Raw genomic sequence first — 26,566 nt, 5'->3', positions numbered from 1 at the left:
AATTTATTGATTTGTTACAAGCCCGTAACCATCATTAGTCAAGTATTCACTATTAGCTACAGTCTGTGCTCCAATCGGTAACAAAAATGGTACTGCAGAAACACCGCTTTCGTCTGTATATCCTCTCCATGAATAAATGGTATAATTAGCGCTTTGGTATCCGGTAATAGTTCCATCTGTATTTTTCATTTGGTTATAGAGACTCTTAGCCCAGTTTATTTTAGCGTAGGCACCTTCATTTCCCGCATTATCCAAAACGTCAGCATCCACTACATTGGTTGGAACTTTGTCTGGATTATAATAATCGTTAAGGAATGTAATGGTTCCATTGCTTCTTTGATAGTACAATTCGGTTGCGTAGTCGGCATATTTGGCAACTTCCGGATCATTCATATTCAGTCCATAAGCAGCTTGTCCAATATTGTTTAGGATCTTTTTAGTTTCGACGATCTTTTTACCATAGATATTCCAGCGACCAAGATCGAACTTACGAAGACCTTCTCCCCCGAATTCCCATGCGCGCTCATCAACAATAGCATTGAAGAAACTATCTTTGTTAGTTAGCTTATTTACATAGGCAGTTACTTTCTCTGAATGATCTCCTGATGTAAAGGCACGTTCACGAACCCTTATAAGCATGTTCTTGGCTAATTGAGTGGGACCATTTAGTTCATTCTCAGCTTCGGCCAGCATCAATAATACTTCAGAATATCTCATAACCGGCCAGTTGATACCTGTACCTTTAGAAGAGCTTGCCCCTGGACTAGAAGCTAACCAAAGCCTATTCCATTTAGCTACATCTAACTCTGTGGATGCTTTTGCTTCTTGTTTAGTATCGCTGGAGTATTTTATCTTAGATATAGTAGCGTCACGACGCACATCTTTACGGTCAAATGAATAGTAATATGCCGGACTCAAACCTACCTGGATGGTTGTAGTGCCTTTAGAACTGGCTGTTACAGTGACGCCGATACACCAACCTACATCACCTCCACTATTAGTATCTCCAAAGCCTATTTCAAAAAGGATATCGTCGTTTAAAGGCTTTATCCATTGACATTGGTTCTTAAATATCTGTGCAAAATTAGAATTCAGTGCACGATCTTTCAGATTAATCAACTTCTCGCAATAATCTTTTGCCAGTTGATAGTATTCTGTGGAAGTACGCGCTGTTTTTTCAACTCCGTTATAGGTATATGTCACAGCCAGGGCCTCATCACTTGATATATTTAAGTAATCATCCGCGCGTTTCATCGAACCATCTATTGTTGTACCGTATCCTGCACGGAAAAGAGCCATACGGGCAATCATTCCCAGAGCAAATTCTCTATTCGTCCGTTCTAAACCGGTTTCTCCCATTGCATCGGCAAAATACATATCTCCTTCACAATTGACAAGGTCTTGTATCATGCCTGAATAAATGTAGTTTTTATCAGTCTTAGGGATATCCAGTTCCATTCCTACTTTGGCTGCTTCCCTGAAATAGGGAACATCCCCCCAGAAATTGCATAATAAGAAATATCTGTAAGCACGTAAGGCATATGCTTCACCTAATAACATTTTCATATCGGGTTCATTAGCTGCACCACTGGCCTGAATACCTTCTATACATTGGTTAGCCCGGTCTATAGCCAGATAACAGTCCTGCCAGGCTTTGTAAACATCTTGAAAATTAGCTAAACGACCAGCTTGAAGGCTCCATATATCCCGGCGGGTACCATCGGGGCTAGCGCTGGGAACAGTAACCTCGACATCGGTATTTTGCATCCATACGGCCGACATACGTGATGTGTAAGTATCTTGGGTAAATAAAGCATAAACTCCCAATACCGCCTTCTGGGCATCGTTCGCATTGGAGAATACATATTTGGGAGTAAAAGTCGAAGGAGAATCTACATCCAGAAAATCACTACAAGAAGTGAATCCTGCCAGTAGGCTCAGACTTAACAGTGTTGATAATGTATATTTTTTCATCGTTTTTCTTTTTATGATTTAGAATGTAAGATTCACACCGAATGTATAAGAAAAGCTCTTTGGATAAGCAGAGTAATCTACACCAGGAGTTAGGTTTGATGAAGACGATCCTCTTATCGGAGAATATACTTCAGGGTCATATCCTGAGTATTTAGTCCATACCCACACATTGTTTAATGTACAGTAAATACGGAATTGCTCACACATAAATTTACGGGTTATAGTCTTTGGTAATGTATAACCAAGTGTAACGTTTTGTAAACGTAGGAAAGATCCGTCTTCAATAGCCCATGAGTGAGGCACAACAGTTGCATTCCCAAATGAGGCCGGAGACCAGTATTGTTTAGCATTAGCTCCTTCGTTCATTTCAGCTAAAGTGGCCAGATCGGTTACTAATGTTCCGGTATTTCTATCCAAATATGAGTAACGGTTATTGGAATTCATGAAAGACAATAGGTTGGACTGATAATTACTGGTTCTATATTGTTGCGATGTGGCAATCTTATTTGCATTATAAATATCATTACCATATACAAAGTTGAACATCATGGTAAAGTCAAATCCTTTATAACCTGCGTTTATCCCGAAACCTCCGGTAAAATCCGGGTTAGTGTCACCTATTATAGTACGGTCATTATCGTCTATAATCCCGTTTCCATCTAAATCCTTAAACTTTATGGTCCCCGGACGAACCCCAATTCTGCTTCCGGTCAAACCTTTTAAGTCAGCAACACCGTCTTTAAGAATATAAGTTTTGCTCGATTCGTCGTAAGATGTAAAATCATTTGTTGTATAGTAACCATCTGTAACCCATCCATATATTTGACCGACAGGCTTGCCTACCATTACATGATAATCATTACTTCCCTTTAGGTCTGTTCCTGCCCATCCTGATCCAAATTCCATAAGAGAAATACCTTTGGCAATCTTGTCGACATTTGATTTATTGAACCCAATGTTAAAGTTCGCATTCAGATAAAAATCTTTTTTGTTAATTATAAATCCGTTAAGGGTGACTTCAAACCCTTTATTTGTTGTTTGGGCTGTATTTTCTACCGTCGTTTCGTATCCAGGGGCTACAATCGGTCTTTCTATCAACAGGTCTTTTGCTGTATTTTTATAAAATTCTATACTACCATTTAACCGTTCCCCCCACAGTCCAAAGTCCAAAGCTAAGTTACGAGTTATGGTCGTTTCCCATTTCAAATCAGGGTTTGGCAATTGCTTGTTTGCTGAGGCATAATAGGTATTTTGTCTGTCACCTAGCCCATAGGTCTTAGTATCAAATAGTCCATAGTTAGGCTCAAATAAAGCATCTCCGATGCGGTTATTACCAGCTTCTCCATAACTAACCCTCAATTTTAAATTTGAGAGGGCTAAGGAATTTTTAATCCCTTCCATAAATGGCTCTTCGATAACACGCCAAGCTAATGCTCCGGCAGGAAAATATCCCCATTGATTGCCTTTAGCAAATTTAGTCGAACCATCAGCTCGTAAAGTCAGCGTAGCCAGATAACGTTCTTTGTAATTATATCCGGCACGTCCAAAGAATGAGGCCAAATTATCATCGCGGTTAATATAGCTTTTAATACTTTTTGTCCCGATAGAAGCCCCCGAGCTCATATTCGCAAATACTTTTTCAGGGGAAAAGTCTACACTGAAGTGAGTGCCATACATATAGTTATAATTAGATCGTTTAGATACTATTTCTTGTCCGACCATAACATCAACTTTGTGGTCTTTATTGAAAGTCTGGTTCCATGATAAAGTATTAGCCACACGTAGGGTTGTCCTGTTTGTTTTAGTCCATTCAGCTAAAGGTAAACCACCTACATAAGAAGCATTGGAGGTGTGTTCTCCCCACCAGTTTTTCTTTTCGTCGAAACGATACTCGTATCCGGCTTCAATACGATAGGTCAGACTTTTTAGAATATCCCAGTCCAGACTTCCTGTAAAGTTATACGTCTTTTCGTTTTTCCGTTGCCAATACCAGGATGCTTGTTCGCTCAGAGATACATTACTGTTTAGCCATTCTTGATATTCTTCATCTGTCATTGAACCCGGATCTACAATTTTTACACCATCGAGTCCAAGGGTAGCAGGAGAGTTTACTGCGCTGGTTGTACGTACTTTATAAGTACTTCCTGATGTACCTGAACCATTCGTTTCTGTGTCAATAACACGAGCATTGGCCGAGAATCGTAACGTTTTAGAAATTTCGTGGCTTAGCTTGAAATTTACGTTTATACGCTCATAGTCATTATTAGGCATTAAACCGCCATTTTTATTCCATGTCGCACTTAATCCGAATTTTGTTTTATCGCTCCCACCATTAATACTAACATTGTGTTGGTATGACAATACACTGGCTCCAAACATGTCTTCTTGCCAGTCGATACCATCTTGGTATTTATAAAGGTCATAATCATCGTAATAACCATATCTTTGGGTTACATTTTTCAAACCATCGTCTCCATCAAATAGTGCAAGTTCGTAGTTCCACATTACGTACTCGTAAGGATTCAGAACTTTCATCTTTTTTGACAGTTTCTTAGATTGGAGATAACCATTGTACGAAACTGAGGTCTTTCCTCCCTTTGCTGATTTTGTTGTGATAATTACTACCCCATTTGCACCTTGTGATCCGTAAATTGCAGTTGAAGATGCATCTTTTAATACGTCAATAGTCTGAATGTCTGCTGATGCTATATCATTAATGTTAGATACAGGGAAACCATCCACAATATATAGTGGAGAGTTGTCTCCGGTAACAGATCCACCCCCGCGTACGCGGATAATCATTTCGGCATCCGGTGAACCATCGGTAGAGGTGATTTGTACCCCCGCTAAGCGTCCTGTAAGAGCTTCTGCTGCACTTGTTACCGGAACTTTAGCCAAAGTTTCTCCCTGAACGGAGACAACAGACCCGGTAAGGTCTCTTCTCTTTACTGTTCCGTAACCGATAACTACTACTTCATCCAGTTCAGAGGAGTTATCTTCCATAACTATTCTAATGTGATCACCTGTAATAGGAACTGTTTGGTTTTTCATTCCTATATACTTTGCTTCCAGTGTTTTTGCTGTTGTCGGAACCGATAATGTGAAGTTTCCGTCCAAATCTGTAACTGTACCGACAGAGGCTCCGGTCACTGCGACAGAAACACCTATCAAACCTTCACCGCTGGCGTCCACAACGGTTCCTTTTATCTCCTTCTTTTGTTGGGCATAAATCGGTGTGTGCCCACACAAGAGTAATAGCGAGATAAAAAATAGAGACAAAAAGTTGTTGATTGTCTTTTGCATGTTTTTTAGATTTATAATTTATAGCTAAATGGTTTTGGTTAACGTTTTTTCTTAAAAATATTAAACGTCTAATTTTAGTGTTCTCTAGGATTCTCCAGTTCAAATCATATTCTTCTGAGTGTTTTAATTTTTAATTGAAAGTTATTTTAATAATAATAGTATTTAGTTAATAAAAAATGTTATTGGATTTCATGTTGCAATGTATGTATGTTTTCCTACACAAAACAGCGTTAAAATATCTTTTAGAGGGGGTCAAATTGACTAATTAGAGCTTTCTTGCTGCTTGTTATGGGCTGGTTTTACTATCTTTTATTAATTATAAGTAGTTTAATATTAATTGTTTATGTGGGTTTGATTGTCTGCCCTTTTCCGTAATGCTGAATAATTAATTGTTCTTTGTTCTATATGTATAAAAGGAGATGTCGGTCAATCTTTGCAGTGGGTCTTACCTCCGAATAGGTGTCTGCTTTTCAGAACTATTAACATAAAGAAATAAAAAAGAAACCATATACACAAATTCTATGTATACGGTTTCTCTATTTTAACACAAACTTTTCTATCTGGATGTAGATATTTCACAGATAGATCTATTTGAAATAATTGCTATCCATTGCTGTAAACCTTACCTCTTGCATATCTCCAGATATTTTTGAGTTTCCTTATTTTAGGGAAGGATGGTTTCCGGTAATGGGTGAACATAATTCCTAATAAGACCAGTGCGCCGAATAGAGTATACCAACCATAAATATCTTTCCAACTTAATAACATTGCCTGTTTATATACATTTCCGTACAATGCACTTGTTGCCATGCTTTGAGCTTCTTCTATAGAACGGCCGGCCTCTATCGCATTGTTGAATACATATCCGTATAACGAATTGGTAGTCGGATCTACAGTATCCATACCTAAAGAAAGTAGCATTACATTCTTCTCTTGGATATGATGCCATAAGTTGTGTGTAATGCTATCGGCGATAGGCATGCCAATTCCTGATCTTACGAAGCCGAGAATACATAAAGTTGCAAAAAAGTGCGGAAATGGTACTCTGTCGGCAGCATATAATACTATTGCTATATACAACACGATATAACCGACTCCGTATAAGAAGTAAGGTACATAAAGATCTGCTTTTGCAACTGAGTGCTGGAAAGTGAAGTATAGAATGAAATGATACAATACGAGGCAGGCGAACCCTCCGAAAAAGGCAACTTTATAACCTCCTCCCCGTACGTGCAGCCAATAATAGGAAAGGACTGTACCCAGTACTATGCCAACAACTACAATCCAATTCAGAGAATTGATATGTTGCATATTATATTCCAGAAATCCACCCAGATAGGCGTTCATTATTACTGTATTTGTACTGATGAATAATTCGAGAAGGAACAGCAGAACCAGTGACTTTATTACGTTTCTGTATGCAAATGCTTCAGGCATGATGAAAGGACGTTTCAATCCTGTCATACGTTGAATTGCACATATTAGTAAAATAATGCATGAGCCCGTTGCTATACGGATATATCTGGAATAGAACCAATCGAGACGCTCTCCGTATTCAGCTATGAAAGAAATCAAGAAGATTACAACTGTCCATAAAAGCATTCCTAACCAGTCGATCTGATAGAGAGGAATCCTTTTCATCAGAAGAATTGGTCTCATCAGGGTGAAGATAATTATCATGAACGATAGTTGCAGGCTGACTATCAATACATACATGTATTTCCAATTTAGAGCATAAGAAATATCTGCATTAACGAGCCCTGAAAATTGTATAGAGCCTAATATTATCATATAGATAAACGGATAGAATACACTAAAATCGCGGGTCGGTGTTATAATCAGATTGATAGACGAGAAACACTCGAATGTTCCCATCATACGGAAGAATCCCAGAATAAAGGAAATCAGAATCAGTATGAAGACATTGCTGCAGTACAGCGCAGTAACGTTCCCAAGAATAACAACTGACGAACAAACCAGTAATATTGTACGGGATGGAAGTCTGAACTTAAAACGGAATAGCAACGGAAAAACCATTGTCAATCCAATCATGGAGGCATAAAAGATCATTTTTATGTCTTCGTCTGTAAGGGCTTTCCCACCTACGGTTTCGTTGATATTCGCCAGATAAGTACTGTTTGAGAACTGAAAAATAACTGCACCTAACACTAATATAATAAACCGTAACTTGTCAGGAACAAATTCCTTGAAAGACATAATACGGTATTTTCCTTGTGGCATCATGGGTTTACTTATTTCGATTGAATATATACTTCGGCACTCATTCCGGCTTTGAGTCTCTCCAAACTTTCAGTGGCATTCTCTCCGGTCAGTTCGATACGGATAGGTATACGTTGTTCTATTTTTACGAAATTACCGGTAGCATTATCCGTAGGTACAAGTGAAAATGCCGAACCTGTAGCCTGAGACATTGCTGTTACTTTTCCTTTGAACCTGACATTAGGCACAGCATCAATAGATACATCAACATTATCTCCGACTGATATATTCTTTGTTTGTTTTTCTTTGTAATTTGCAATTACCCAAACATCAGAATCGTCAACTACGCTAACCACAGACTGACCGGGTTGTATTAGCTGTCCTACCTGTAAGTCTTTCCGTCCTACTATGCCGCTACGTGGTGCTACAATAACAGTATAAGACAAGTTTAACTGAGCAATATCCAATGCCGCTTTTGCCTGCTTGATATTTGCTTCGTTCTGGGATAAACGGTTTGTTTGTTCCTGTCCGACAAGGGCTGTTGATTGCTTTTGACGTACAAGCATATCATATTTTGCTTTCGTGGCATCATATTCGGTCTTCATTCTATCGTATTGATCCTGTGTGACAGATTCCTGCTCCAGAAGATTTTTATATCGTCTGAGGTTGGTAGCGGCATTCTCTAACCGGACTTTAATCTCTTCAATACCGGCATCCGATACGGATAGATTGTTTTGGGTTGTACTTATTGTAGATCCGGTAATTACTTTTCCGGCTACTGCATTGGCGTAGTTAGCTTCGGCCTGAGCCAGCCGATATAGGTATTCGCTATCGTCGATGATGAGTAGGGTATCTCCTTCATTCACATGTTGGTATTCGGCGAAACGAATTTCTTTGATATAGCCCTGAACCCGCGAGTTTACGGGTACAATATGCCGCTTAACCTGTGCATTATCTGTGTATCCGGTGTCGGAAACCTCGATAAACTGTGCAAAAACCCAGATTACACCTACAATTATAAGTGCAAGTATTGTATAATTGAATATTCTGAAACGGATGTTTTTTCCTTTTTTATTGTTATTCTGATTTTCCATTTTGTCGATTATAATTTTCCGATTGTACGTTGTAATTTATAATAATTGTAGATGATATTTATTTTGGCATTTACTACCTGTAACTCTGCATTTAACTTGGTATTACTGGCATCTAGCATTTCTGTTATCAATACAAGATCATTAGTATAACGGTTGTTGATAATCCTGTAATTCTCATTAGCAAGTTGAAGGCTTTTCTCGAATGTATTCAGCTTTTCGAATGACTCTTTATAACGTGTCGCATCGGTATGTATGGCTGTTTCTGTTTGTTCGGTTATGACATTCCGTGTATCTACAGCCATTGACTGTTGAGCTTTTGCAAGCCTTACATTCTTTTTAGTCTTGAAAATCGACGACAGATTATATTTGATTCCTACACCAACATACCAATAATTCAGGTTTTTATTGATTGGCGGAACTTCTATTGTAATTGGTCCGTCCAGATAATTGACTGCAACAAGAGCTACAGATGGTAAATAATCAGCTTTTGCCAGTTTTATTCCTTTCTCTGCTATATCTATATTTACTGTTGCTGTTTTTAATTCCGGTAAATTATTTTCAGCAATCAGCATCATGTCGTTTGGTGTCGAATTTACCAGATTCATGTTGAGAATTGTAGTATCGGGCATGATCTGTGTATGATAAGGCAAGCCTAAAGTAACAACGAGATGATGATTGAGGATATCAGAGTTGTTATCTATCTCGATAAGAGCCAGATTATAATTCTGCAAGGTCAATTCGTGGCGGGTTATGTCATTATTTAATGCCATTCCTTCACGTTGTTTAGCTCTGATCTGTTCGATCAATAATCGGGTTTGCTCAATGTTTTTTATATATACTTTTCTCTGATTAATGAGTTTGTACAGATCAAGATAATAACCGGTAAGTAAGAAACGAATATTCATCTGATCTTTTTCGTATGCCAACCGGGCAACTTGTTCTTCCAGTTCGGCTTTGGCTATACTGTTTGAAATAGCACCCCCTGCAAATACTACTTGAGATGCTTCGAATGCGAAATTATTGCCAAAGTGTGGCATTGCAGCGCGGGTTATATTTCCAAAATCCCTGTCCAGAAGGGTTGCATCTCCCAGATAAGATAGTGCCAGCGATGCATCCAATGAAGGTAATCGTAGATTGCGTGCTACGTCTGTAGCCCGCTTTGCTGTTTCAATTGCAGTTTGCGATACTTTTAATTGTTTACTGTTCTCGGTTGCCAGGTGAAACATCTCATCAAGAGTCAATGTTTTGCTGATTTTTTCCTGAGCAGACAGTCGTTGTGCACACAGCAGCATGCACATAGCTACCGTGAGCAAATAGAATTTACTCATATTAAAGTTATAAATTAAAAAATGAAAAAATTGTGATGTTGTCGTATTACTGACTAAAAAAAATCAGCTTACCAGCCAATGCGAAGAAGCAGTTTTTGATAATTTTTCTTGATAGACCAGAACTTCTTGTAGAATAGTATTTGCATAAATAAAAAAGATCTCTGTATGAAATCTGGGTGCAAAGGAAAGTAAAAAAAGAATAAGTTGTAACCCTCGATAAATGTTAAATAATGCAAATTTTCGGAAGGTTTGTATTCGAAGTATATTAAACCTGTGGAGTAATAAAATCCAGACCAAACAAAAAGATTCCCGGATTTGTTTTAACATAGATATAATCAATAGTTAATCAGGAGCAACCTTTTTTAGTGAAGCGGATAAGCACGAAGTAGCTATAAAAGAATAGTTTAAATTAGGTAGAATTATATCCGGGAAATAACAGTTCCCGGATATAATCGATTGGAAACAAACTTGAAAACGACAGTCAGTACAAAGTTTTGTATATTTATATATAACCATTTTAAATAAATATATCATGGATAACTTAATACAAAAACCACAATTCAAATCGTTGTATGATAACTTTATCGGTGGAAAATTTGTCCCTCCGGTAAAAGGAGAATATGGAGATGTGATTTCTCCTATTGACGGGAAAGTATTCACAAAAACAAGTAAATCAACAGTCGAAGACATTGATCTTGCTTTAGACGCGGCTCATAAAGCATTTGAAACATGGAGCAAAACTTCACCTGCTCAACGTAGTATTATCCTTAATAAAGTGGCGGATGCAATGGAAGCCAATCTGGAGTATATTGCTGCCGTAGAGACCGTTGATAACGGGAAAGCGGTTCGTGAAACTTTATTGGCAGATGTGCCATTGGCTATTGACCATTTCAGGTACTTTGCAAGTGTTATTCGTGCTGAAGAAGGTTCTATCGCAGAGCTCGATGCCGATACAGTATCTATTATAGTGCGTGAACCGATTGGCGTAATAGCCCAGATTATTCCGTGGAATTTTCCTTTATTAATGGCTTGCTGGAAACTGGCTCCGGCATTGGCTGCAGGAAACACTGTAGTTTTGAAACCTGCGTTCGATACTCCGATATCTATTATGGTACTAATGGAGATAATCGGAAATATTCTGCCTCCGGGAGTAGTGAATGTTATCAATGGTTCGGGTGCTAAGCTGGGTAAACCTCTGGTGACTTCGCCACGAGTTGCTAAAGCAGCCTTTACTGGTTCTACCGCAGTGGGGCGTCAGGTAATGCAATATGCTACCGAAAATATTATCCCTGTTACTCTCGAATTGGGAGGTAAGTCTCCTAATGTATTTATGAAATCGGTAGCCGACGCTGACGATGAATATTTCGATAAGGCAATCGAAGGTGCTGTATTGTTTGCTTTGAATCAAGGGGAGATATGTACCTGCCCGTCACGCCTGTTGGTTCACGAAGATATTTATGACAAGTTTATGCCCCGTGTATTGGAGCGTGTGAAAGCGATTAAAATGGGTAATCCTCTGGATAAAACCACGATGATGGGTGCTCAGGTTTCGAAAGCCCAGAAAGAAACAATACTGAATTACATAAATATAGGTAAGGAAGAAGGAGCCGAGCTACTCATTGGTGGTGATGTTCAGCATTTGGGCGGTGACCTCGAAGGCGGTTTCTATATTCAGCCGACTCTGTTCAAAGGGAATAACAAGATGCGTATTTTCCAGGAAGAGATATTCGGCCCGGTACTGTCTGTTACGACTTTCAAAGATACGGCAGAAGCTATCGCTATTGCTAACGATACGATATACGGTTTGGGCGCAGGGCTTTGGACAAGAGATGCACACGAAATATATCAGGTGCCGAGAGCAATACAGGCAGGGCGTGTGTGGATAAACCAATATCATGCTTATCCGGCAGGAGCACCTTTCGGAGGATATAAGCAATCGGGAATCGGTCGCGAAAATCACAAAATGATGCTCGACCATTATAGTCAGGCTAAGAATATGCTGATATCTTATAACAAGAATAAACTGGGATTCTTCTAATCATATAACGGGTTCACAGACAAATAGTCTGTGAACCCGTTTTTCTAATAAATAATATGGTAGAACGTATTATCACAACAGATCAGTCGAAAGAAGTTATTCGCCGTTTGACGGACGAATTTGGTGATCTTGTCTTTTATCAGTCGGGTGGATGCTGCGAAGGCTCCCGTCCCATTTGTATGGCAAAGGGCGATTTTTATGAAAAAAGTAAAGATGTCTTATTCGCCACAATCGAGGGATTTCCTTACTATATGGACAAAGATGTATTTGAATACTGGCGGTACAGCCAGTTAACTCTCGATGTCGTAGATAGTGCTTACGGAGGTTTTTCCCTCGAAAGTGACTATGAAAAATCATTCGTTATCCGTTCGAGGCTTTTCTCCGAAGACGAACTAAAAATGTTACAATAAGACATCCAGATCGATCTCGTTTTCTAATCCTACCTGATCTGTGAAATACTTATCGTGGCTCACAACAACTAGGCTACCCGAATAATCTTTTACGGCTTTGATTAATACTTCCATGCTGCTTATATCCAGATTATTGGTTGGCTCATCCAGAATCAGCATATCGGGTGCTTTATTGGCTATTACAAGAAAACACAGAGATAACTTCATTTTCTCACCGCCACTCAGTACCGAACAGGGCTTGTCCCAAGTGTCGGAAAAGAACTGAGAATGTGTTAGGAATCTTTTTACTTCACTTTCCGGCATATCGTTGTTGTATTGTTGTGCCTGCTCATAAACAGTTTTAGAATCGTTGATCAATGAATAAGACTGATCGAGGTACAGAAAATCGAAGTCTGCCAGTTTAAGTATACCCTCTGTGGTCTGATACTGCCTTGTTATCAGTTTGATAAGTGTTGATTTTCCCGATCCGTTTCTACCTTTAAGCTGAATTCTGTTACCACTGGTTATGGTGAAGCTTAAGTTTGTTTCCCATATCTTATCCTCGTTATAAGAATAATTTATTGCGATTGCTTCTGCCAGTATCTTCCCTTTATGCAACTGTGAATCTGCTACGCTGAATCTTAGATTCTGAGTATTATCGATGCCTTCTTTCAGTTGTTGTATCGACTGTCCTATCCCTGCTATTTTTTTGCTGTGCTTGTCTGCCAGATTGGATGAAGTTTGTTCTGCTGCACCTTTTCTTGCATTGGCTACAATCCGCGGTATAGACTTCTTTGCAGTCTGCCCTTTGCCTCTCGATTCTATTTTCTGCCTGCGTTCAACAACGGCCTGTTGTATCTTCTTGGCCTTCTTTAGTTCCTGTCTTTGCGAATCCAGTTGTTTCAGTAGGGCGTCTTGTTCTGCTTCTTTCTGATCTTCGTAGGCATCATAATTACCCGGATAAAAATTTATGCCTTTTTCGGTCAGTTCATACATGTCTGTCAGTAGGTTGAGCAAATACCTGTCGTGACTCACTATCAGTAATGTAGCCGTAGTGTTTTTTATCCATGCATATAATGTCTCTCTTGCAGCATAGTCGAGATGATTGGTTGGCTCATCCAGAATAACGAACTTTGGCTGATGCAGCGTTATGCCCGAAAGGAATATTTTTATTTTCTCGCCGCCGCTCAATTCTTCCATTTTAGAGTTGAGGCTTATTTGCTCCATATCCCAGTATGATAAAACGGAGATAGCTTTATTCTCTATGTCCCAGTCATCATCCAGAATATCGAAATTCTCCTGAGAAGTGTCACCTGCGCTAATAGCGTTCAATGCACAGAGTTTGTCTTCGATTCCCAGAATACGGGCTATTGTCCAACTGTTATATACATCGACATGTTGGGGTATATTGTAAGGCTCAGCCCCGGTTTTTATTTCGGGATATTTCTCATAATCGGTTATGGCCCGTAACAGGGTTGTTTTTCCTGTTCCGTTTCTTCCTATCAGGGCGATTTTCTGCCCTTCGACAATCTGTAAATTGATGTTCCTGAAAAGAACCTCCCTGTCGGGGTGTTCATAGGTAAAGTTTTGTATGTCTACTATTTTTGTCATAGCTCAATTTCCTTTTGATTGTTTAAAAATTTGATTATCAAATTGAGCCTCAAAAAAGTCTGGATACAGGACGGACACGTCAACATCATAAATGCCGAAAAGAACCGTTCCTCTACAAAATTATTTGATATAAATGACAGACTAATATCCAAGTGAGGATATTAAATTCAATAACTGGTTATTGAAAGATGAAACCCAATTTATGTAGTGGAGGTTTCTTATCTGTACATTTTTACGGATTTAAGTGAATACTGATGCAAAGATAGGGTTATTCCGGTGAATTCTCCAAATTTAATCTCCTAAAAAAGCCTGTATCAGATGGATAACAGACTACAGCAACTGCAATGCTATTTCAGCACAAGCCTCTGCATCGGCCAAAGCATGGTGATGGTTGGTCAGGACATAGCCGCAGTCGGCTGCTACGGTATGTAGTTGATGATTGGGCAGATATTTCAACTGACGGCGCGATTCGGCTAATGTGCAATAAAAGCGGTAATCGGGATAATCCATCTGGTAGGTTTTGAAAACGGCTTTTAGGCAGGCTTCGTCAAAACCTTTGTTGTGGGCGACAAATGGCAGGTCTCTGATCAACGGTTCGGCTTGTGTCCATACCAAAGGGAATACTGCTTCTTTCGCTGTATCTTCGTACGTTATGCCATGTGCATTTGTATTTTGCAGGCTGTAATAATTTGGTTCGGGTTGGATAAGGCTGTAAAAGCGTTCATCGATAGTACCGTTCCTTACGATCACTATTCCGACACTGCAAACACTGGATAATTGTTCGTTGGCTGTCTCAAAATCTATAGCTGCAAAATCTCGTAACATGGGTGTTTTTGATTATTTTTTACTAACGCGCCTTTAGGCTTGTTCTTCATTTTGTCTTGATACAAAACGAAGCAAAAGATCAAGGCTACATCCCTCGCCGACCCATTAATGGTTTGCCGGTTAAACGGGATAAAACTCGCCTCCGGCTCAAACAACATCCCGTTTTACACCGCCTGCACCGAATGGGTGCCCCGTCTGCGAGATAAATGCCGGAAGCCTGACGGCAGATATGCAAGCATCTGTGATGCGCGCAGTCTCTACATTTATAATAACAAGATAAAAATACATATTCTGTTTCAGATATGTATACTAAAAAAAGCAAAACCCTCAGTAATGTGGGTTTTGCAAAATGAAATAGTGTCTGTTTTTACTATTGATTGAACTGAATAACTATTTTTTCGAATATGTTCGACGATAAGTCAGCTTTATATGCTTCTTTGGCATACCCACGATCATAGGGTTGATGTGTCAGCGGCTGTTTTTCTGAATGGCATTCATCAGGAGACAGATATTACGAGTGTACTCTTTGTGGCCTGCGTGAAATTGTACCAAGGCCGATTGATAAAAGAAATGGTTTACCTGTATACTTTCGTCGATACATGACAGTTTTTTTGCAAAGGCAGGGTCCACGGTTTTTTGCAGAGATTCTATCAATCCGCGTGTATGTTTATGGCGTGATAAGAGCAGGCCGAGTAAGTCGGTCAATTCACATTCGGGATCGGTATAGCTCTCGATCTCCTCCTCAGACATCCATTGCCTAAGCCTATTGAATGATTCGTCCATCGACCGGTTGTTGTGTTGTTTATTTTTATCTGAATAAGCAAACATAGTTTTGCACGATTTGTCTATACAAATATATGTAAGATGCAGAGCATAAAATATTACTGTAAAAGGATATTTTATACCGCTGACAATGAATATATTTGCAAACCGATAAATAATTTAATCCTGTATTTTCGGATAAAATATACTATCTTTAACAAGGTTTTATTTTAACAGAATAACATATGGAAGCAACTGCAAACAAGAAAATTATACATCACGGACGTAATATAAGATTGGGTAGGAACTGGAAAGGGGTAAGTCAAGAGACGTTAGCCTTTAATCTGGGGATGAGCCAGAAACAGATTTCGGAAATAGAATCCAAAGAAACTGTCGATGATATTATTCTGGAACAGATTGCTGCTTCTTTAGTAATTCCAGTCGATTTCTTGAAGAGCTATAATATGGATGAGGCAATTAATATGCATAACTTAACCTTGCATGATAATGAAATTACCAATACTTCAGCTGAAGGCTCAAAGGATGTTGTTACTCAACAAAATGTCGAAGAACAAAATAATTACAACTACCCGATAGACGATATAAAAGACCTTTACAACAAACTGATAGACGAAAAAGACAAGCAAATACAACGCTTCGAAAAACAAGTTGACGACTTGCTAAAGCAAGTAGAAGAGCTGAGGGGAAATATCAAAAAATAAACATAAAGCCTTCCGTCACAGGAAGGCTTTATTCATAATAAAAGGAATGTTTTCCTCTTCTTCTTATGGAATAAAACCCGGGTATGTCTCTATTTAATACAACAACACCTCTGTTAATACCTGAAATTGTATGACTATTTGTATGCTTTTATCTGCTCTTATGACACTATTTTCAAATTCGGATTGGAAAAAGTCCGGTTTCTTTAAGGTTAAAGATAAATCGGAATATACAGTATATCTGCAAGCCAAGACGTCTCACCTGTTGTCGGAAGAGGATACCAAAATCCTGATTGATATTTTTTCTGCCCACGACTGGGTAGAAAACAGGAAAAACCACGAAGCAACTATTGAGCAATATGTGTTAAACTCGCACGGATATCATTATTATGTACACAGTTATTTTATTACAATAACCCATCCCGATAAACGCGAAATGAGGTTAAGGATAAATAGTGGAGGTATATGCAAAGATGAATTTCTGATTCAATATCCGGATGGTAAGCCTTACGGTATTTTCCGGCCGGAAGGAAAGCTGTCTGTTGGTGATATAAACCAAATAAAAGAACTTTTCTTTAAGTATAATACAGAGTTCAATAATGTTGAATTAATAGAAAATGAGCGGGTAGAAATCAGCTCTATCTTTAATTTTCAGAATGTTTTCCCTTCTCTTCATATTCCGCCTGTGTTATTGAGCGAAGAGGAATCAAAAGAATTTATCCGGTTATACAATTCCGGGTGGAGTAATAATGCTTATTCGTTTGAGGGAGATATGTTTATGCGTATGCGTGTGCGTGAGTTTCGCGATTTTCAAGGGGTTATATCGTATGGGGGTACCCCTCTTTATCCTACCCAGATTCAATACAAGGAATCGGATAGAGAAGCTATCAGGAATCTGATAAAAAAAGCTCTGGATGGTCACAATGGTGAGAGAGCAGAGATGTCGGAAGACTTAACCCAAAAGATGCATTATCAGTATAAGGATGGGATGCCGGACGGAATTATAAAGGTTTGTTTATTAAACGGAAACTTAATTTATGAGGTACTTTACGATAAAGGAATACTCATTAATTATGTCAGATATTCAGACAATGGGGTGAAAGTACAGGAAGTGTTTTTCGATGCAGATAATGGTTTGCTAAACCGGATTGAGTATGATATGGATGGGAATGTAAAGGATAAAAAGGAGTCAGTTTTCCGGCAGTTTTACAATAAGTTAGATAACTATGAATACTTCTTTGATAATAAATAATTTCTCTATAGAGAAAATGCAAATGTCCGATTTGGATAAAGTAGCCGGTATGCAGACTGATGCTTTCGAAACAAATCCGGCGTATGCTTCTATTTTCAAAAAGTCGCATTTACGGGAAGGGTTGGACTGGCTTTTCCGCACAAGCCTGTATTTGCTTAATTGCCACGAAGTATTGACAAGAGTGATTAAAGACAGCCAAACCGGCGATATTATAGGTACATTCACACTTGTTCCTCCCGATAGTAAGAAAAACGGGTTGCGCGATTATCTGCAACTTGGGATTCCTGCATTTATTTTTAAATTCGGATTTTCTACTTTGCTTAAAATGATGCGTTTGGGAGACTATAATAAAAAGGTTCTGACCGATTCTATCGGAACAGATTCATACTATTACCTGTCGATGGTGGTTGTGAAAGACGAATATCGGGGCAGGGGAGTCGGTTCTTTTGCTATCGGTCGTTGTCTCGACGAATTACAACAGATCGTACGTAAATCGGATTTACTGGGGCTGACTACCCAATTGCCCGAAAATGTTTCTTTTTATTCACGACTTGGCTTTGAACTGGTCGACGAAGGCGAAATCCGTTTCGGTGGTGCTGAATATTATAATTACAATATGAAATATGTTTTTTCTTAGCTATTTTTAGGGACTGCTTACACTTTGAATTTATGGAAAAACTGAAAACAATACTTATCGCTTTATTACTGATTTCTTTATCGTCCTGTTCTGCTAAACAGGAAAAAGAAGTGGAGGATTCTTATATCCCTAAATATACGACAGCCGGAGTTTACGAAAAAATCCGGGCAATAGCCAACGATTCTGTTCCAGCTGATAGTGTAGAGGCTTTCTATAAAGAATGGAACCGCACTATAGAGCCTAATTCAGCTGAATATATCGGGCAGAATGACGGAATGAAAGAAGTGTATCAATTGTATAAAGATATTTATGCAGATGACAATCTGAACCGCATATATGGTATTGTTGGAAAAGAAGGTAATCCCCGATACTTTGTTGTACAGAATTTCATGATCTATACAGTGCTTCCGTCGAGGTCTTTAGAGCAAGATGATATAGGGAAAGGGATGAAAGACGAAACGGTTATTATACAATATATAGAGAATTTCAGACCTCCTACAGGTTTACCGGATAGTGAAGTGCTTTATGCAACCGAAGAATATAAATACGGGGTAGAAAATGTTTTAGCAGAGAAATATGATGAATGGGTGGCTTCAGCTTTGCCCGGAAAAACTGCCCGCAAACTGAAAAGGCTCAAAGACCTTCTGGGTGAAAGAACACCTATCAATGCTTTTAGGGATAGCGGAAACTGGTTTATAGAATCTCTCCCTTTTGTGAAAAAGGTATATTTTAATAAGAATCTTGATCTTGCCAGAGTAGATTTTATGGTAACCCTCTGTTGGGACTGTCAGGAATTGAATGAAATCTATGAAAAAAAGAATGGTACGTGGGTGTATAAAGGAGGGTCACCGTTGTCTGAAAGGTAATATGTATATCGCTATATTATAGGATATTATTTGTGCTCGGAACAGATAGTCCTGAGTGTTTTGTTTTTCTGTTAGTAAATATTAACACTAAATATTTTTATTTTGGTTGTGCGCAATCTAATTTTGTGAAACCAAAATAGAAAAAGTAATGATTGATTATTTAAAACTCGAAAATCAGGTATGTTTCCCGATATATGCATTATCCAGACAGATAACAGCATTGTATCGTCCGCACCTCGATAAGCTGGGTTTAACTTATCCTCAATACTTGGTTATGATGGTGCTTTGGGAATACAAGTCGAGAACGGTAAAAGAACTCGGGGAAATGCTTTTTTTAGATAGCGGCACCCTTACTCCTCTGTTAAAGAGAATGGAGGCTTGCGGATTGATAAACAGAAAACGGTCTGAAACCGATGAACGGATTGTCAATATCGTTATCACTCCAAAAGGAATGCAGCTGAAAGAAAAAGCAACCGATATTCCCTCCAAAATTAAAGAAGGATTACAAGCTGACGACGAGCAGCTATCGCAACTCAAGAATCAACTCAACAAAATGATAGACTCTGCGACAAAATGTAAATACGATTCATCAGATAAATAAAAAGAAAATGAGTATATTAGAACAATCCCGCTGGCGGTATGCCACAAAAAAATTCGACCCGTCGAAGAAAGTAGATGAAAAGCTCGTAGCCCAGATAGTTGAGGCAGCACATTTGGCTCCTACTTCATCGGGATTACAGCCTTATAAATTGCTGGTAATAACCAATCAGGAATTAAAAGAAAAAATAGTCGGTATAGCATTCGACCAACAACAAGTAGCCGACTGTTCTCACCTTTTGGTTTTCGCAGGATGGGATAATTATACCGAAGAGCGTATCGACCACATCTATGGTATTACAACCAAAGAACGCGGACAGGCTCCCGACAGATATAAAGCATACACCGACCGGTTGAAGGCTGCATACCTGAACCGTCCGGCATCGGAAAACTTCGACCATATTGCGCGTCAGTCTTATATTGCTTTCGCATATGCCATAGCTATGGCTGCCGAGCTTAAAGTGGATGCTACACCTATGGAGGGTTTTGATAATGCTGCTTTAGATCAGCTTCTGGGTTTGAACTCTAAAGGCTTGAAAAGTGTTACTATGTTACCCTTGGGCTATAGAGACGAAACGAATGACTGGCTTGTTAACCAGAAAAAAGTAAGACATCCTCTATCTGAATTTCTTATCACGATAGAATAAACTATACAATACAAGTAATAACAACTTAAAAAAATTACAATTATGTCAACAGTTACATTTAAAGGAAGTAAAGTTAATGTAGACGGTCAAATTCCTGCGGTAGGATCAGTAGCACCGGATTTCACTTTGGTAAAAAGCGATTTGTCAGAAGTAACATTGAAAGACCTGAAAGGTAAAACAGTAATCCTGAATATTTTCCCTAGTATCGATACAGGTACTTGTGCTGCATCGGTTCGCCGTTTCAACAAAGAAGCTGCAAGCATTCCCGGAACTGTGATCCTGGCTATTTCTGCCGACCTACCTTTTGCTGCCGGACGTTTCTGTACCACAGAAGGTATCGATAATGTACATCCTGCTTCGGTATTCAGAAATCCTGAATTTGCTAAAGCTTACGGAGTACTTATGGCTGATGGTCCTTTGAAAGGACTTTTGGCTCGTACTGTAGTAGTTATCAATGCTGAGGGTAAAGTGGCTTATACAGAACTTGTTCCTGAAATTGCAGATGAACCGAACTACAGCGCAGCTCTTGCAGCAGTAAAATAAAGGCATCATTCCTTTTTAGGTTAAGATATAATATACAGTGCAGACTTCTATATTTAATTTTGTTTAGTTATCTACTATCTGCCTATATACGAGAGGAACCGGATCATTGATCCGGTTCCTTGGTGTATAAGATAGATAACTGTTCCTGATATTAATGAGAAACAAACTTAAGCCCGATTACCGAACATACCAGCGTGGTTGCGAAAAACAGCCTCCAGAAATCGGCAGGCTCTTTAAATATTATGATTCCGAGTAATACTGTTCCTACAGCACCGATGCCTGTCCATATAGCATAAGCTGTTCCAATGGGGATGGTTTTAATCGCATGTATCAACAACCCCATACTGGCAAAGAGGCAAATCACAAATATTGTATACCATAGGTAAGAGGCGTTGCCTCCAACTTCTTTCGCTTTTCCTAAGCTAAATGTAAATCCGACTTCAAAGAGTCCGGCTATAACCAAAATAATCCAATTCATAAATGCTGAAAATTCTTTTTAACGAAACAAAGATCGTGATTTAAAAAGAGACAGTTTTTTACAAATGATAAAAAGTGAATATTAATCACTAATTTTAGAGTCATTATTTAGAAAAAGAATGTCTAATTTTCGATTAAAAGTATTTCATTCGGTTGCTTCACACCTGAATTTTACACAGGCGGCCGAAGAGTTGTTTATTACCCAGCCTGCTGTTACAAAGAATATTAAGGAACTGGAGACGGAACTCAACGCCCGGTTATTTGACCGTATTAAAGGAAAGGTGTATCTGACCGAAGCAGGAGAGATATTACTCGATTACACAAAACAAATATTCGAACTCGACCGTAAATTGACTTATCAGTTGTCGAGCCTTAGTGATAAGTATTCCGGACAACTCAGGCTTGGAGCAAGTACTACTATCGGGCAGTATATCTTGCCTGCAGTTCTGGCGCGGTTCAATCAAGAATATCCCGATATACATATCACTCTGATTAATGACAATACCAAGAAGATTGAAGCTTTATTGGCTGCAAAAGAGATCGATATGGGATTGGTTGAGGGGAAATCGAAGAATAGTCAGTTGAAATACACACCGTTTATCAAAGACGAGATTGTGGCAATAGCTCATACTTCGAAGCCTTTGTCAGAGAAAGATGAGATAACGTTAGATGAGTTGAGATCCATTCCGGTAGTGTTGCGCGAACAAGGTTCGGGTAGCCTTGATGTAATTGTGGATAAGTTGCATGAACACAATATAAGCCTTCGCGACCTGAATATTGTAATGCATCTGGGCAGTACCGAGGGGATAAAATCTTATCTTCGATATTCTGATACATTAGGACTTATATCGATAAATGCAATCAGTAAAGAGTTGAAAAACGGAGAATATAAAATTATCGATATCACGGATTTTGAGGTTGTCCGCACATTCGACTTTGTTCAATTGCATGGGCAACAACAAAGCCTTTCTGATCTTTTTATGGATTTTGCATCTAAGACCATAACTAGAAGTAATAGCCTATAATTATTTAAAATATACAACTGCACGTTTTTTATCTGACCTTTGTCCGCAGAAAAAAGAATTGTATCCTATTTGATTTAGATTATGCAGACAAAAAACGAAACCCTGAAAAAAAGTATATTCATCATAGTCGCAGTACTGTGCCTTTTCCCTTTTGTACAACCGCCTCTGGCGTTGCTTGCCGGTTTTATCTTGTCATTTACGATAGGCAACCCTTTTAGGAAAAAAACGTCCAAAGCAACCAAGTTTTTGTTACAGGCTGCAGTCGTCGGATTGGGATTTGGTATGAACTTTCAGGAGGCGCTTGAAGTCGGTAAAACCGGATTGTTGTTTACCGCGTCTTCTATTATCCTGACGTTGCTTTTCGGATTACTCTTGGGGAAGATCTTCAAGACAGAGAAAAATACCAGTGTCCTTATATCTTCGGGTACCGCTATTTGCGGAGGTAGTGCTATTGCAGCAATGACACCTATAGTAGATGCAAAGGAAGAAGAAACATCCATTTCCTTAAGTATTATTTTTGTCCTTAATTCTATTGCTCTTTTTATCTTTCCTGTTCTCGGGCATTTGCTTGAGATGACACAAGAGCAATTCGGGCTTTGGGCTGCCATTGCAATACATGATACCAGTTCGGTCGTGGGCGCTTCGCAAAGATATGGGGATGTAGCTTTACATATAGCAACAACAGTAAAGCTCGAAAGGGCATTATGGATTATTCCTCTTTCTTTGGTTACAGCTCTGTTCTATAAGAAAAGCGGAAGTAAGATTTCTATACCCTACTTTATATTTCTTTATGTGGTGGCTATGCTTATCAATACTTACTTTACTCCGATACAGGCAATCAGTCCGTATATAGTATGGCTTTCGAAACGCGGATTGACATTGACTTTATTTCTCATAGGTGCCGGATTGACTAAAGAGGCATTGAAAAAAATAGGTTTTAAACCACTATTGCAGGGTATTATTTTGTGGGTGTTTATTTCGGTACTTTCATTACTTGTAATTCTCAATACCGGATTCTAAAAATAATATAATCTATAAAATGAAAGAGCCTGTTTAATTCATAAAAACAGGCTCTTTCTCTATTTGGTGTTTACCATATTCAGATTTTCTTTCCTATATAAAATACATATCCATAAAACTCTTTATACTTATTGTATAACCGTTCTTCGTGACGTTGGTTTTCAATAAAATCTTTCACTGTTTCGTTATCCGGATATTTTTTTAGAAAATTTTCCTGAGCGAAAACCTGTGGTGCGTAAAAGTTTTCTGTCCAGCAAGTTTCGGGAATAATAAAGACCGAAACCGGAATATAACCTGCATTTTGCATCTGAGTTACTTTATTCGGAATGGTATTGATTTCGGGGTAAGCATCATTCCAGAAATTATTGATCTCGGATGGCCGTTCGTTGGTAAACCACGATACTTCTGATACTGCAACATATCCTCCCGTTTTGAGGTATTTGTGCCATTCTCTTAATCCGCGCTCGAAACCGATATTATAGATAGCTCCTTCAGACCAGATAAGGTCAAATTCTTCTTCAGCAAAAGGCAGATTATCCATTGACCCGGTAATTCCTTTTACTCTGTCCTGAAGATTCAGGAGTCTGGCATTGTCATTAAATTGATTGATAAAGTCGGGGAATAAGTCCACTCCTGTAATTTCACCTTGAAGATGCTGAGCCAATACTATTGTTTGTCCGCCTGTTCCGCAACCAAGGTCTGCAATATGCGATTTGCTTGTCAGGTTGTCGATAAAACTTAGTGCTTTAATGGTCGTTTCCGGACTTCCGGGACCTTGGCGTTCGACGCTTGAATAGTATTCGCAAATTAAATTAAAGTCGAATTCGTGGATCGATTTATTTTCATTACTCATGATGTTCAAATTTATTATTGAGGTTCGGTACAAGGAAATATCACTTTCTTGTAAAAGCCCCGATGTAAATACTAAAATATAATGCAAGAATAACTCTGGCAAGAATATGCCCGAGTAACGGAGGGATAACCTTAAGCGAAAGCACTTAAAAGGTTATTTACTTCACCAAATCCTTCTTAAATTTAAACATCCAATGATTTTATTGTTGCAAAGATACATAAAAATGAGATATACCTGTTATTTTTATAGAATCGTATTACTTGGTGAGCCTTATAACAAAACCTTTTGAGCCTGTAAGAAAAATCTACTATGTGAATTTTCTGTTTCTTTGCATACACAAAACGGAATAACAAGTTAAAACGAACCATTTTTGGAATAAACATAATTAGGATGAAGAGAATATTCAAAGGTCTATTTCTATTGAGTGTATTACTGTTTTTATCATTAGGGACATTTGCCCAACCGGTTTTGCCGGATATTTCGATTCGCGATACTATTGGTATCGATGAGGTTGTGGTGACCGGAACTCGTACATCCGTTACCTCGAATAATCTCCCGATGAGTGTAAGCGTAGTAACAGAAACTCAACTCGAAAACAGGCAAGATCAGTCGGTTCTTCCTATTTTGGTAGAGCGTGTACCGAGCTTGTTTATCACTTCCCGTAGCGTTATGGGGTATGGTGCTTCTACAGGTGCTGCAGGTGCAATGAGTATGCGCGGGGTAGGAGGTACCGGTTCTCAATTGCTGATGCTTATCGACGGACATCCTCAGTTTATGGGTATCTTTAGCCATCCGTTGAATGATACTTATCAAACCCTTATGGCAGAAAGAGTTGAAGTCGTACGGGGGCCAGCTTCGGTTCTTTACGGGTCGAATGCTATGGGAGGCGTTATCAATATCTTGACCAAAAAACAACAGGATGAGGGAGTTCGCACACAAGCCCGGCTGATGTATGGTTCATACAACACACTTTCGGCAGAAGCTACTAATATGGCCCGTTATGGGAAATTCAACAGTGTGCTTTCGCTCGGATATAACCGGTCTGACGGGCACCGTGACAATATGGATTTTGAGCAATATAGCGGTTATGCCAAAGTCGGATATGATTTAACTCCCAACTGGAAAAGCTTTGTCGATCTTGATTTGTCAAAGTCATATAGTTCTAATCCGGGAACTGTTGATGTGCCTATGTTCGATAATGATATGGATATCTTGCGCGGAGTTACATCTTTTTCTTTGACAAATAATTACGACCGTACTTCGGGAGCAGTTAAGTTATTCTACAACTTTGGAGATCATTATATAAACGATGGTTACCGTGAGGGTGGTACTCCGCGTGAATCGCGTTTCAATTCGACAGACTGGATGTTCGGGCTAATGATGTTCCAGAACTATAGCTTATGGCAGGGAAACCAAACCACGATTGGCTTCGATTATCAGCGTTATGGAGGGCATGCATGGACTTCGTACGTTAATGATAATCCCGATAGTAAGATCGCAAGAGAATATATGAGTGATTATGCCGGATATGTAAATTTTCAGCAGATGTTGTGGGACAAACTGATGGTGAATGCTGGTATTAGGTTTGATCATCATACGGTTGCCGGAAACGAATGGATTCCTCAAATAGGACTGAGTTACTTTGCTGCGCCTAATACTACTATTAAGGGGATTGTCAGTAAAGGGTATCGCAACCCGACAATGCGAGAACTGTATATGTGGGGACCAAAGAATCCGGATCTGAAACCTGAGGATTTGATGAATTACGAAGTCTCGTTGAACCAGCATTTACTAAACAGACGGCTCGCTTTGGAATTGAATCTTTATTATATAAAGGGGAATAACAGTATTGTAGCCGCTCCCGCAGAAAACAGCGCAGGCTGGCAGTATATGAATACCGGAGAATTGGAAAATTACGGGTTGGAGGTTTCGGCGAACTATTATATCACACCCCGTCTGAATATTAATGCGAATTATAGTTATCTTCATATGGAACATGAAATTGCAGCGGCTCCGAAACATAAAATATTTGCAGGAGTGGATTATTCTATGAAAAAATGGCTGTTTTCTACTGGATTACAATATGTAAATGATCTGGTAACGGAGGCTCCCGATCTTGTAGCAGGTACTTCGGGCGAGAAAGATTCTTTCCTTTTGTGGAATGTCCGTGTTTCTTATAAGGTTGCTAAGTGGTGCGATCTTTTTGCCCGTGGAGAGAATCTGTTGGATCAGAATTATCAGATGTATACAGGATATCCTATGCCCGGAGCAACAGTGTTTGGTGGTGTTTCTGTAAAATTTTAAAGAATAAGTTCTTAGCTCAAATATATATAATCAATAAAAAGGAGGATTGTTATGAAAAAAAGTTTAATCGTTTCAATGATTA

General features: G+C 38.9%; 23 protein-coding genes. 12 read left to right on the top strand and 11 right to left on the bottom strand.

Features of this window, described 5'->3' with window-relative positions; translation table 11 throughout:
* Window positions 1-3: 3 nt before the first annotated feature.
* The 5 genes from BUC12_RS05250 to BUC12_RS05230 form a co-directional block, all read right to left on the bottom strand.
* Complete coding sequence (locus BUC12_RS05250) at window positions 4-1,974, bottom strand: RagB/SusD family nutrient uptake outer membrane protein (RefSeq protein ID WP_062175950.1); 1,971 nt, start codon at window positions 1,972-1,974, stop codon at window positions 4-6.
* 18 nt (window positions 1,975-1,992) lie between these two features.
* Window positions 1,993-5,277: a SusC/RagA family TonB-linked outer membrane protein gene (locus BUC12_RS05245; RefSeq protein WP_062175953.1), complete on the bottom strand. Its 3,285-nt coding sequence runs from the start codon at window positions 5,275-5,277 to the stop codon at window positions 1,993-1,995.
* Window positions 5,278-5,880: 603 nt separating this feature from the next.
* Window positions 5,881-7,521: a hypothetical protein gene (locus tag BUC12_RS05240; RefSeq protein ID WP_062175956.1), complete on the bottom strand. Its 1,641-nt coding sequence runs from the start codon at window positions 7,519-7,521 to the stop codon at window positions 5,881-5,883.
* An 8-nt stretch (window positions 7,522-7,529) separates the two neighbouring features.
* Entirely contained in the window at window positions 7,530-8,591 is a 1,062-nt protein-coding gene (locus BUC12_RS05235; RefSeq protein WP_062175959.1) for an HlyD family secretion protein, read from the bottom strand.
* Window positions 8,592-8,599: 8 nt separating this feature from the next.
* The gene (locus BUC12_RS05230; protein WP_062175962.1) at window positions 8,600-9,919 is read right to left on the bottom strand and encodes a TolC family protein; all 1,320 of its coding nucleotides are present in this window, start codon (window positions 9,917-9,919) and stop codon (window positions 8,600-8,602) included.
* Window positions 9,920-10,451: 532 nt separating this feature from the next.
* Here BUC12_RS05230 and BUC12_RS05220 point away from each other — a divergent pair.
* Window positions 10,452-11,957, top strand: coding sequence for an aldehyde dehydrogenase family protein (locus tag BUC12_RS05220; protein WP_062175967.1), 1,506 nt, complete (start codon window positions 10,452-10,454; stop codon window positions 11,955-11,957).
* A gap of 56 nt (window positions 11,958-12,013) precedes the next feature.
* On the top strand, window positions 12,014-12,367 hold the full coding sequence (locus BUC12_RS05215) for a DUF779 domain-containing protein (RefSeq protein WP_062175971.1): 354 nt from the start codon (window positions 12,014-12,016) through the stop codon (window positions 12,365-12,367).
* Here the strand turns inward: BUC12_RS05215 and BUC12_RS05210 are convergent.
* From BUC12_RS05210 to BUC12_RS05195, 4 genes are all read right to left on the bottom strand, one after another.
* Window positions 12,359-13,957 (bottom strand): ABC-F family ATP-binding cassette domain-containing protein, encoded by a 1,599-nt coding sequence (locus BUC12_RS05210; RefSeq protein ID WP_062175974.1) that lies wholly within the window; start codon window positions 13,955-13,957, stop codon window positions 12,359-12,361. The two genes, BUC12_RS05215 and BUC12_RS05210, sit on opposite strands and share 9 nt — an antisense overlap.
* 330 nt (window positions 13,958-14,287) lie before the next feature.
* Complete coding sequence (locus tag BUC12_RS05205; protein WP_062175977.1) at window positions 14,288-14,782, bottom strand: 3'-5' exonuclease; 495 nt, start codon at window positions 14,780-14,782, stop codon at window positions 14,288-14,290.
* Between the two features lie 147 nt (window positions 14,783-14,929).
* A complete protein-coding gene (locus tag BUC12_RS19995) occupies window positions 14,930-15,070 on the bottom strand; it encodes a hypothetical protein (RefSeq protein WP_157257473.1) in 141 nt (46 codons plus the stop codon).
* Window positions 15,071-15,250: 180 nt separating this feature from the next.
* A complete protein-coding gene (locus tag BUC12_RS05195) occupies window positions 15,251-15,610 on the bottom strand; it encodes a hypothetical protein (protein WP_062175983.1) in 360 nt (119 codons plus the stop codon).
* Window positions 15,611-15,789: 179 nt separating this feature from the next.
* Between BUC12_RS05195 and BUC12_RS05190 the strand changes: the two genes are divergently transcribed.
* The 7 genes from BUC12_RS05190 (at window position 15,790) to tpx (ending at window position 20,805) form a co-directional block, all read left to right on the top strand.
* On the top strand, window positions 15,790-16,266 hold the full coding sequence (locus BUC12_RS05190; protein WP_062175984.1) for a helix-turn-helix domain-containing protein: 477 nt from the start codon (window positions 15,790-15,792) through the stop codon (window positions 16,264-16,266).
* Window positions 16,267-16,426: 160 nt separating this feature from the next.
* The gene (locus BUC12_RS05185; RefSeq protein ID WP_139262007.1) at window positions 16,427-17,515 is read left to right on the top strand and encodes a hypothetical protein; all 1,089 of its coding nucleotides are present in this window, start codon (window positions 16,427-16,429) and stop codon (window positions 17,513-17,515) included.
* A complete protein-coding gene (locus tag BUC12_RS05180; RefSeq protein ID WP_087880231.1) occupies window positions 17,490-18,152 on the top strand; it encodes a GNAT family N-acetyltransferase in 663 nt (220 codons plus the stop codon). The genes BUC12_RS05185 and BUC12_RS05180 overlap by 26 nt, the downstream gene beginning before the upstream one ends.
* A gap of 32 nt (window positions 18,153-18,184) precedes the next feature.
* Window positions 18,185-19,018 (top strand): hypothetical protein, encoded by an 834-nt coding sequence (locus BUC12_RS05175; RefSeq protein ID WP_062175991.1) that lies wholly within the window; start codon window positions 18,185-18,187, stop codon window positions 19,016-19,018.
* 148 nt (window positions 19,019-19,166) lie between these two features.
* On the top strand, window positions 19,167-19,619 hold the full coding sequence (locus BUC12_RS05170) for a MarR family winged helix-turn-helix transcriptional regulator (RefSeq protein WP_062175994.1): 453 nt from the start codon (window positions 19,167-19,169) through the stop codon (window positions 19,617-19,619).
* Between the two features lie 7 nt (window positions 19,620-19,626).
* Window positions 19,627-20,262 (top strand): NAD(P)H-dependent oxidoreductase, encoded by a 636-nt coding sequence (locus BUC12_RS19805; protein ID WP_062175997.1) that lies wholly within the window; start codon window positions 19,627-19,629, stop codon window positions 20,260-20,262.
* A 42-nt stretch (window positions 20,263-20,304) separates the two neighbouring features.
* The gene (gene tpx / locus BUC12_RS19800; protein WP_062176001.1) at window positions 20,305-20,805 is read left to right on the top strand and encodes a thiol peroxidase; all 501 of its coding nucleotides are present in this window, start codon (window positions 20,305-20,307) and stop codon (window positions 20,803-20,805) included.
* 151 nt (window positions 20,806-20,956) lie between these two features.
* Here tpx and BUC12_RS05155 read toward each other — a convergent pair whose 3' ends face one another.
* The gene (locus tag BUC12_RS05155; protein ID WP_062176004.1) at window positions 20,957-21,283 is read right to left on the bottom strand and encodes a DMT family transporter; all 327 of its coding nucleotides are present in this window, start codon (window positions 21,281-21,283) and stop codon (window positions 20,957-20,959) included.
* Window positions 21,284-21,401: 118 nt separating this feature from the next.
* Here BUC12_RS05155 and BUC12_RS05150 point away from each other — a divergent pair, with 118 nt between their 5' ends.
* On the top strand, window positions 21,402-22,307 hold the full coding sequence (locus BUC12_RS05150; protein ID WP_062176009.1) for a LysR family transcriptional regulator: 906 nt from the start codon (window positions 21,402-21,404) through the stop codon (window positions 22,305-22,307).
* 81 nt (window positions 22,308-22,388) lie between these two features.
* Window positions 22,389-23,327, top strand: coding sequence for a YeiH family protein (locus BUC12_RS05145; protein WP_062176012.1), 939 nt, complete (start codon window positions 22,389-22,391; stop codon window positions 23,325-23,327).
* Between the two features lie 79 nt (window positions 23,328-23,406).
* Here BUC12_RS05145 and BUC12_RS05140 read toward each other — a convergent pair whose 3' ends face one another.
* Window positions 23,407-24,180 carry a class I SAM-dependent methyltransferase gene (locus BUC12_RS05140; protein WP_062176014.1) on the bottom strand — a complete coding sequence of 258 codons (774 nt, stop codon included), beginning with the start codon at window positions 24,178-24,180 and terminating at the stop codon, window positions 23,407-23,409.
* A 390-nt stretch (window positions 24,181-24,570) separates the two neighbouring features.
* Between BUC12_RS05140 and BUC12_RS05135 the strand changes: the two genes are divergently transcribed.
* Complete coding sequence (locus tag BUC12_RS05135) at window positions 24,571-26,484, top strand: TonB-dependent receptor (protein WP_062176017.1); 1,914 nt, start codon at window positions 24,571-24,573, stop codon at window positions 26,482-26,484.
* Window positions 26,485-26,566: the final 82 nt, after the last annotated feature.

Origin of the sequence: Indolivaga macrotermitis (assembly GCF_900128985.1) — a bacterium.
Lineage (GTDB): Bacteria > Bacteroidota > Bacteroidia > Bacteroidales > Dysgonomonadaceae > Dysgonomonas_A > Dysgonomonas_A macrotermitis.
This window is presented reverse-complemented; position numbering and strand designations above follow the sequence as displayed.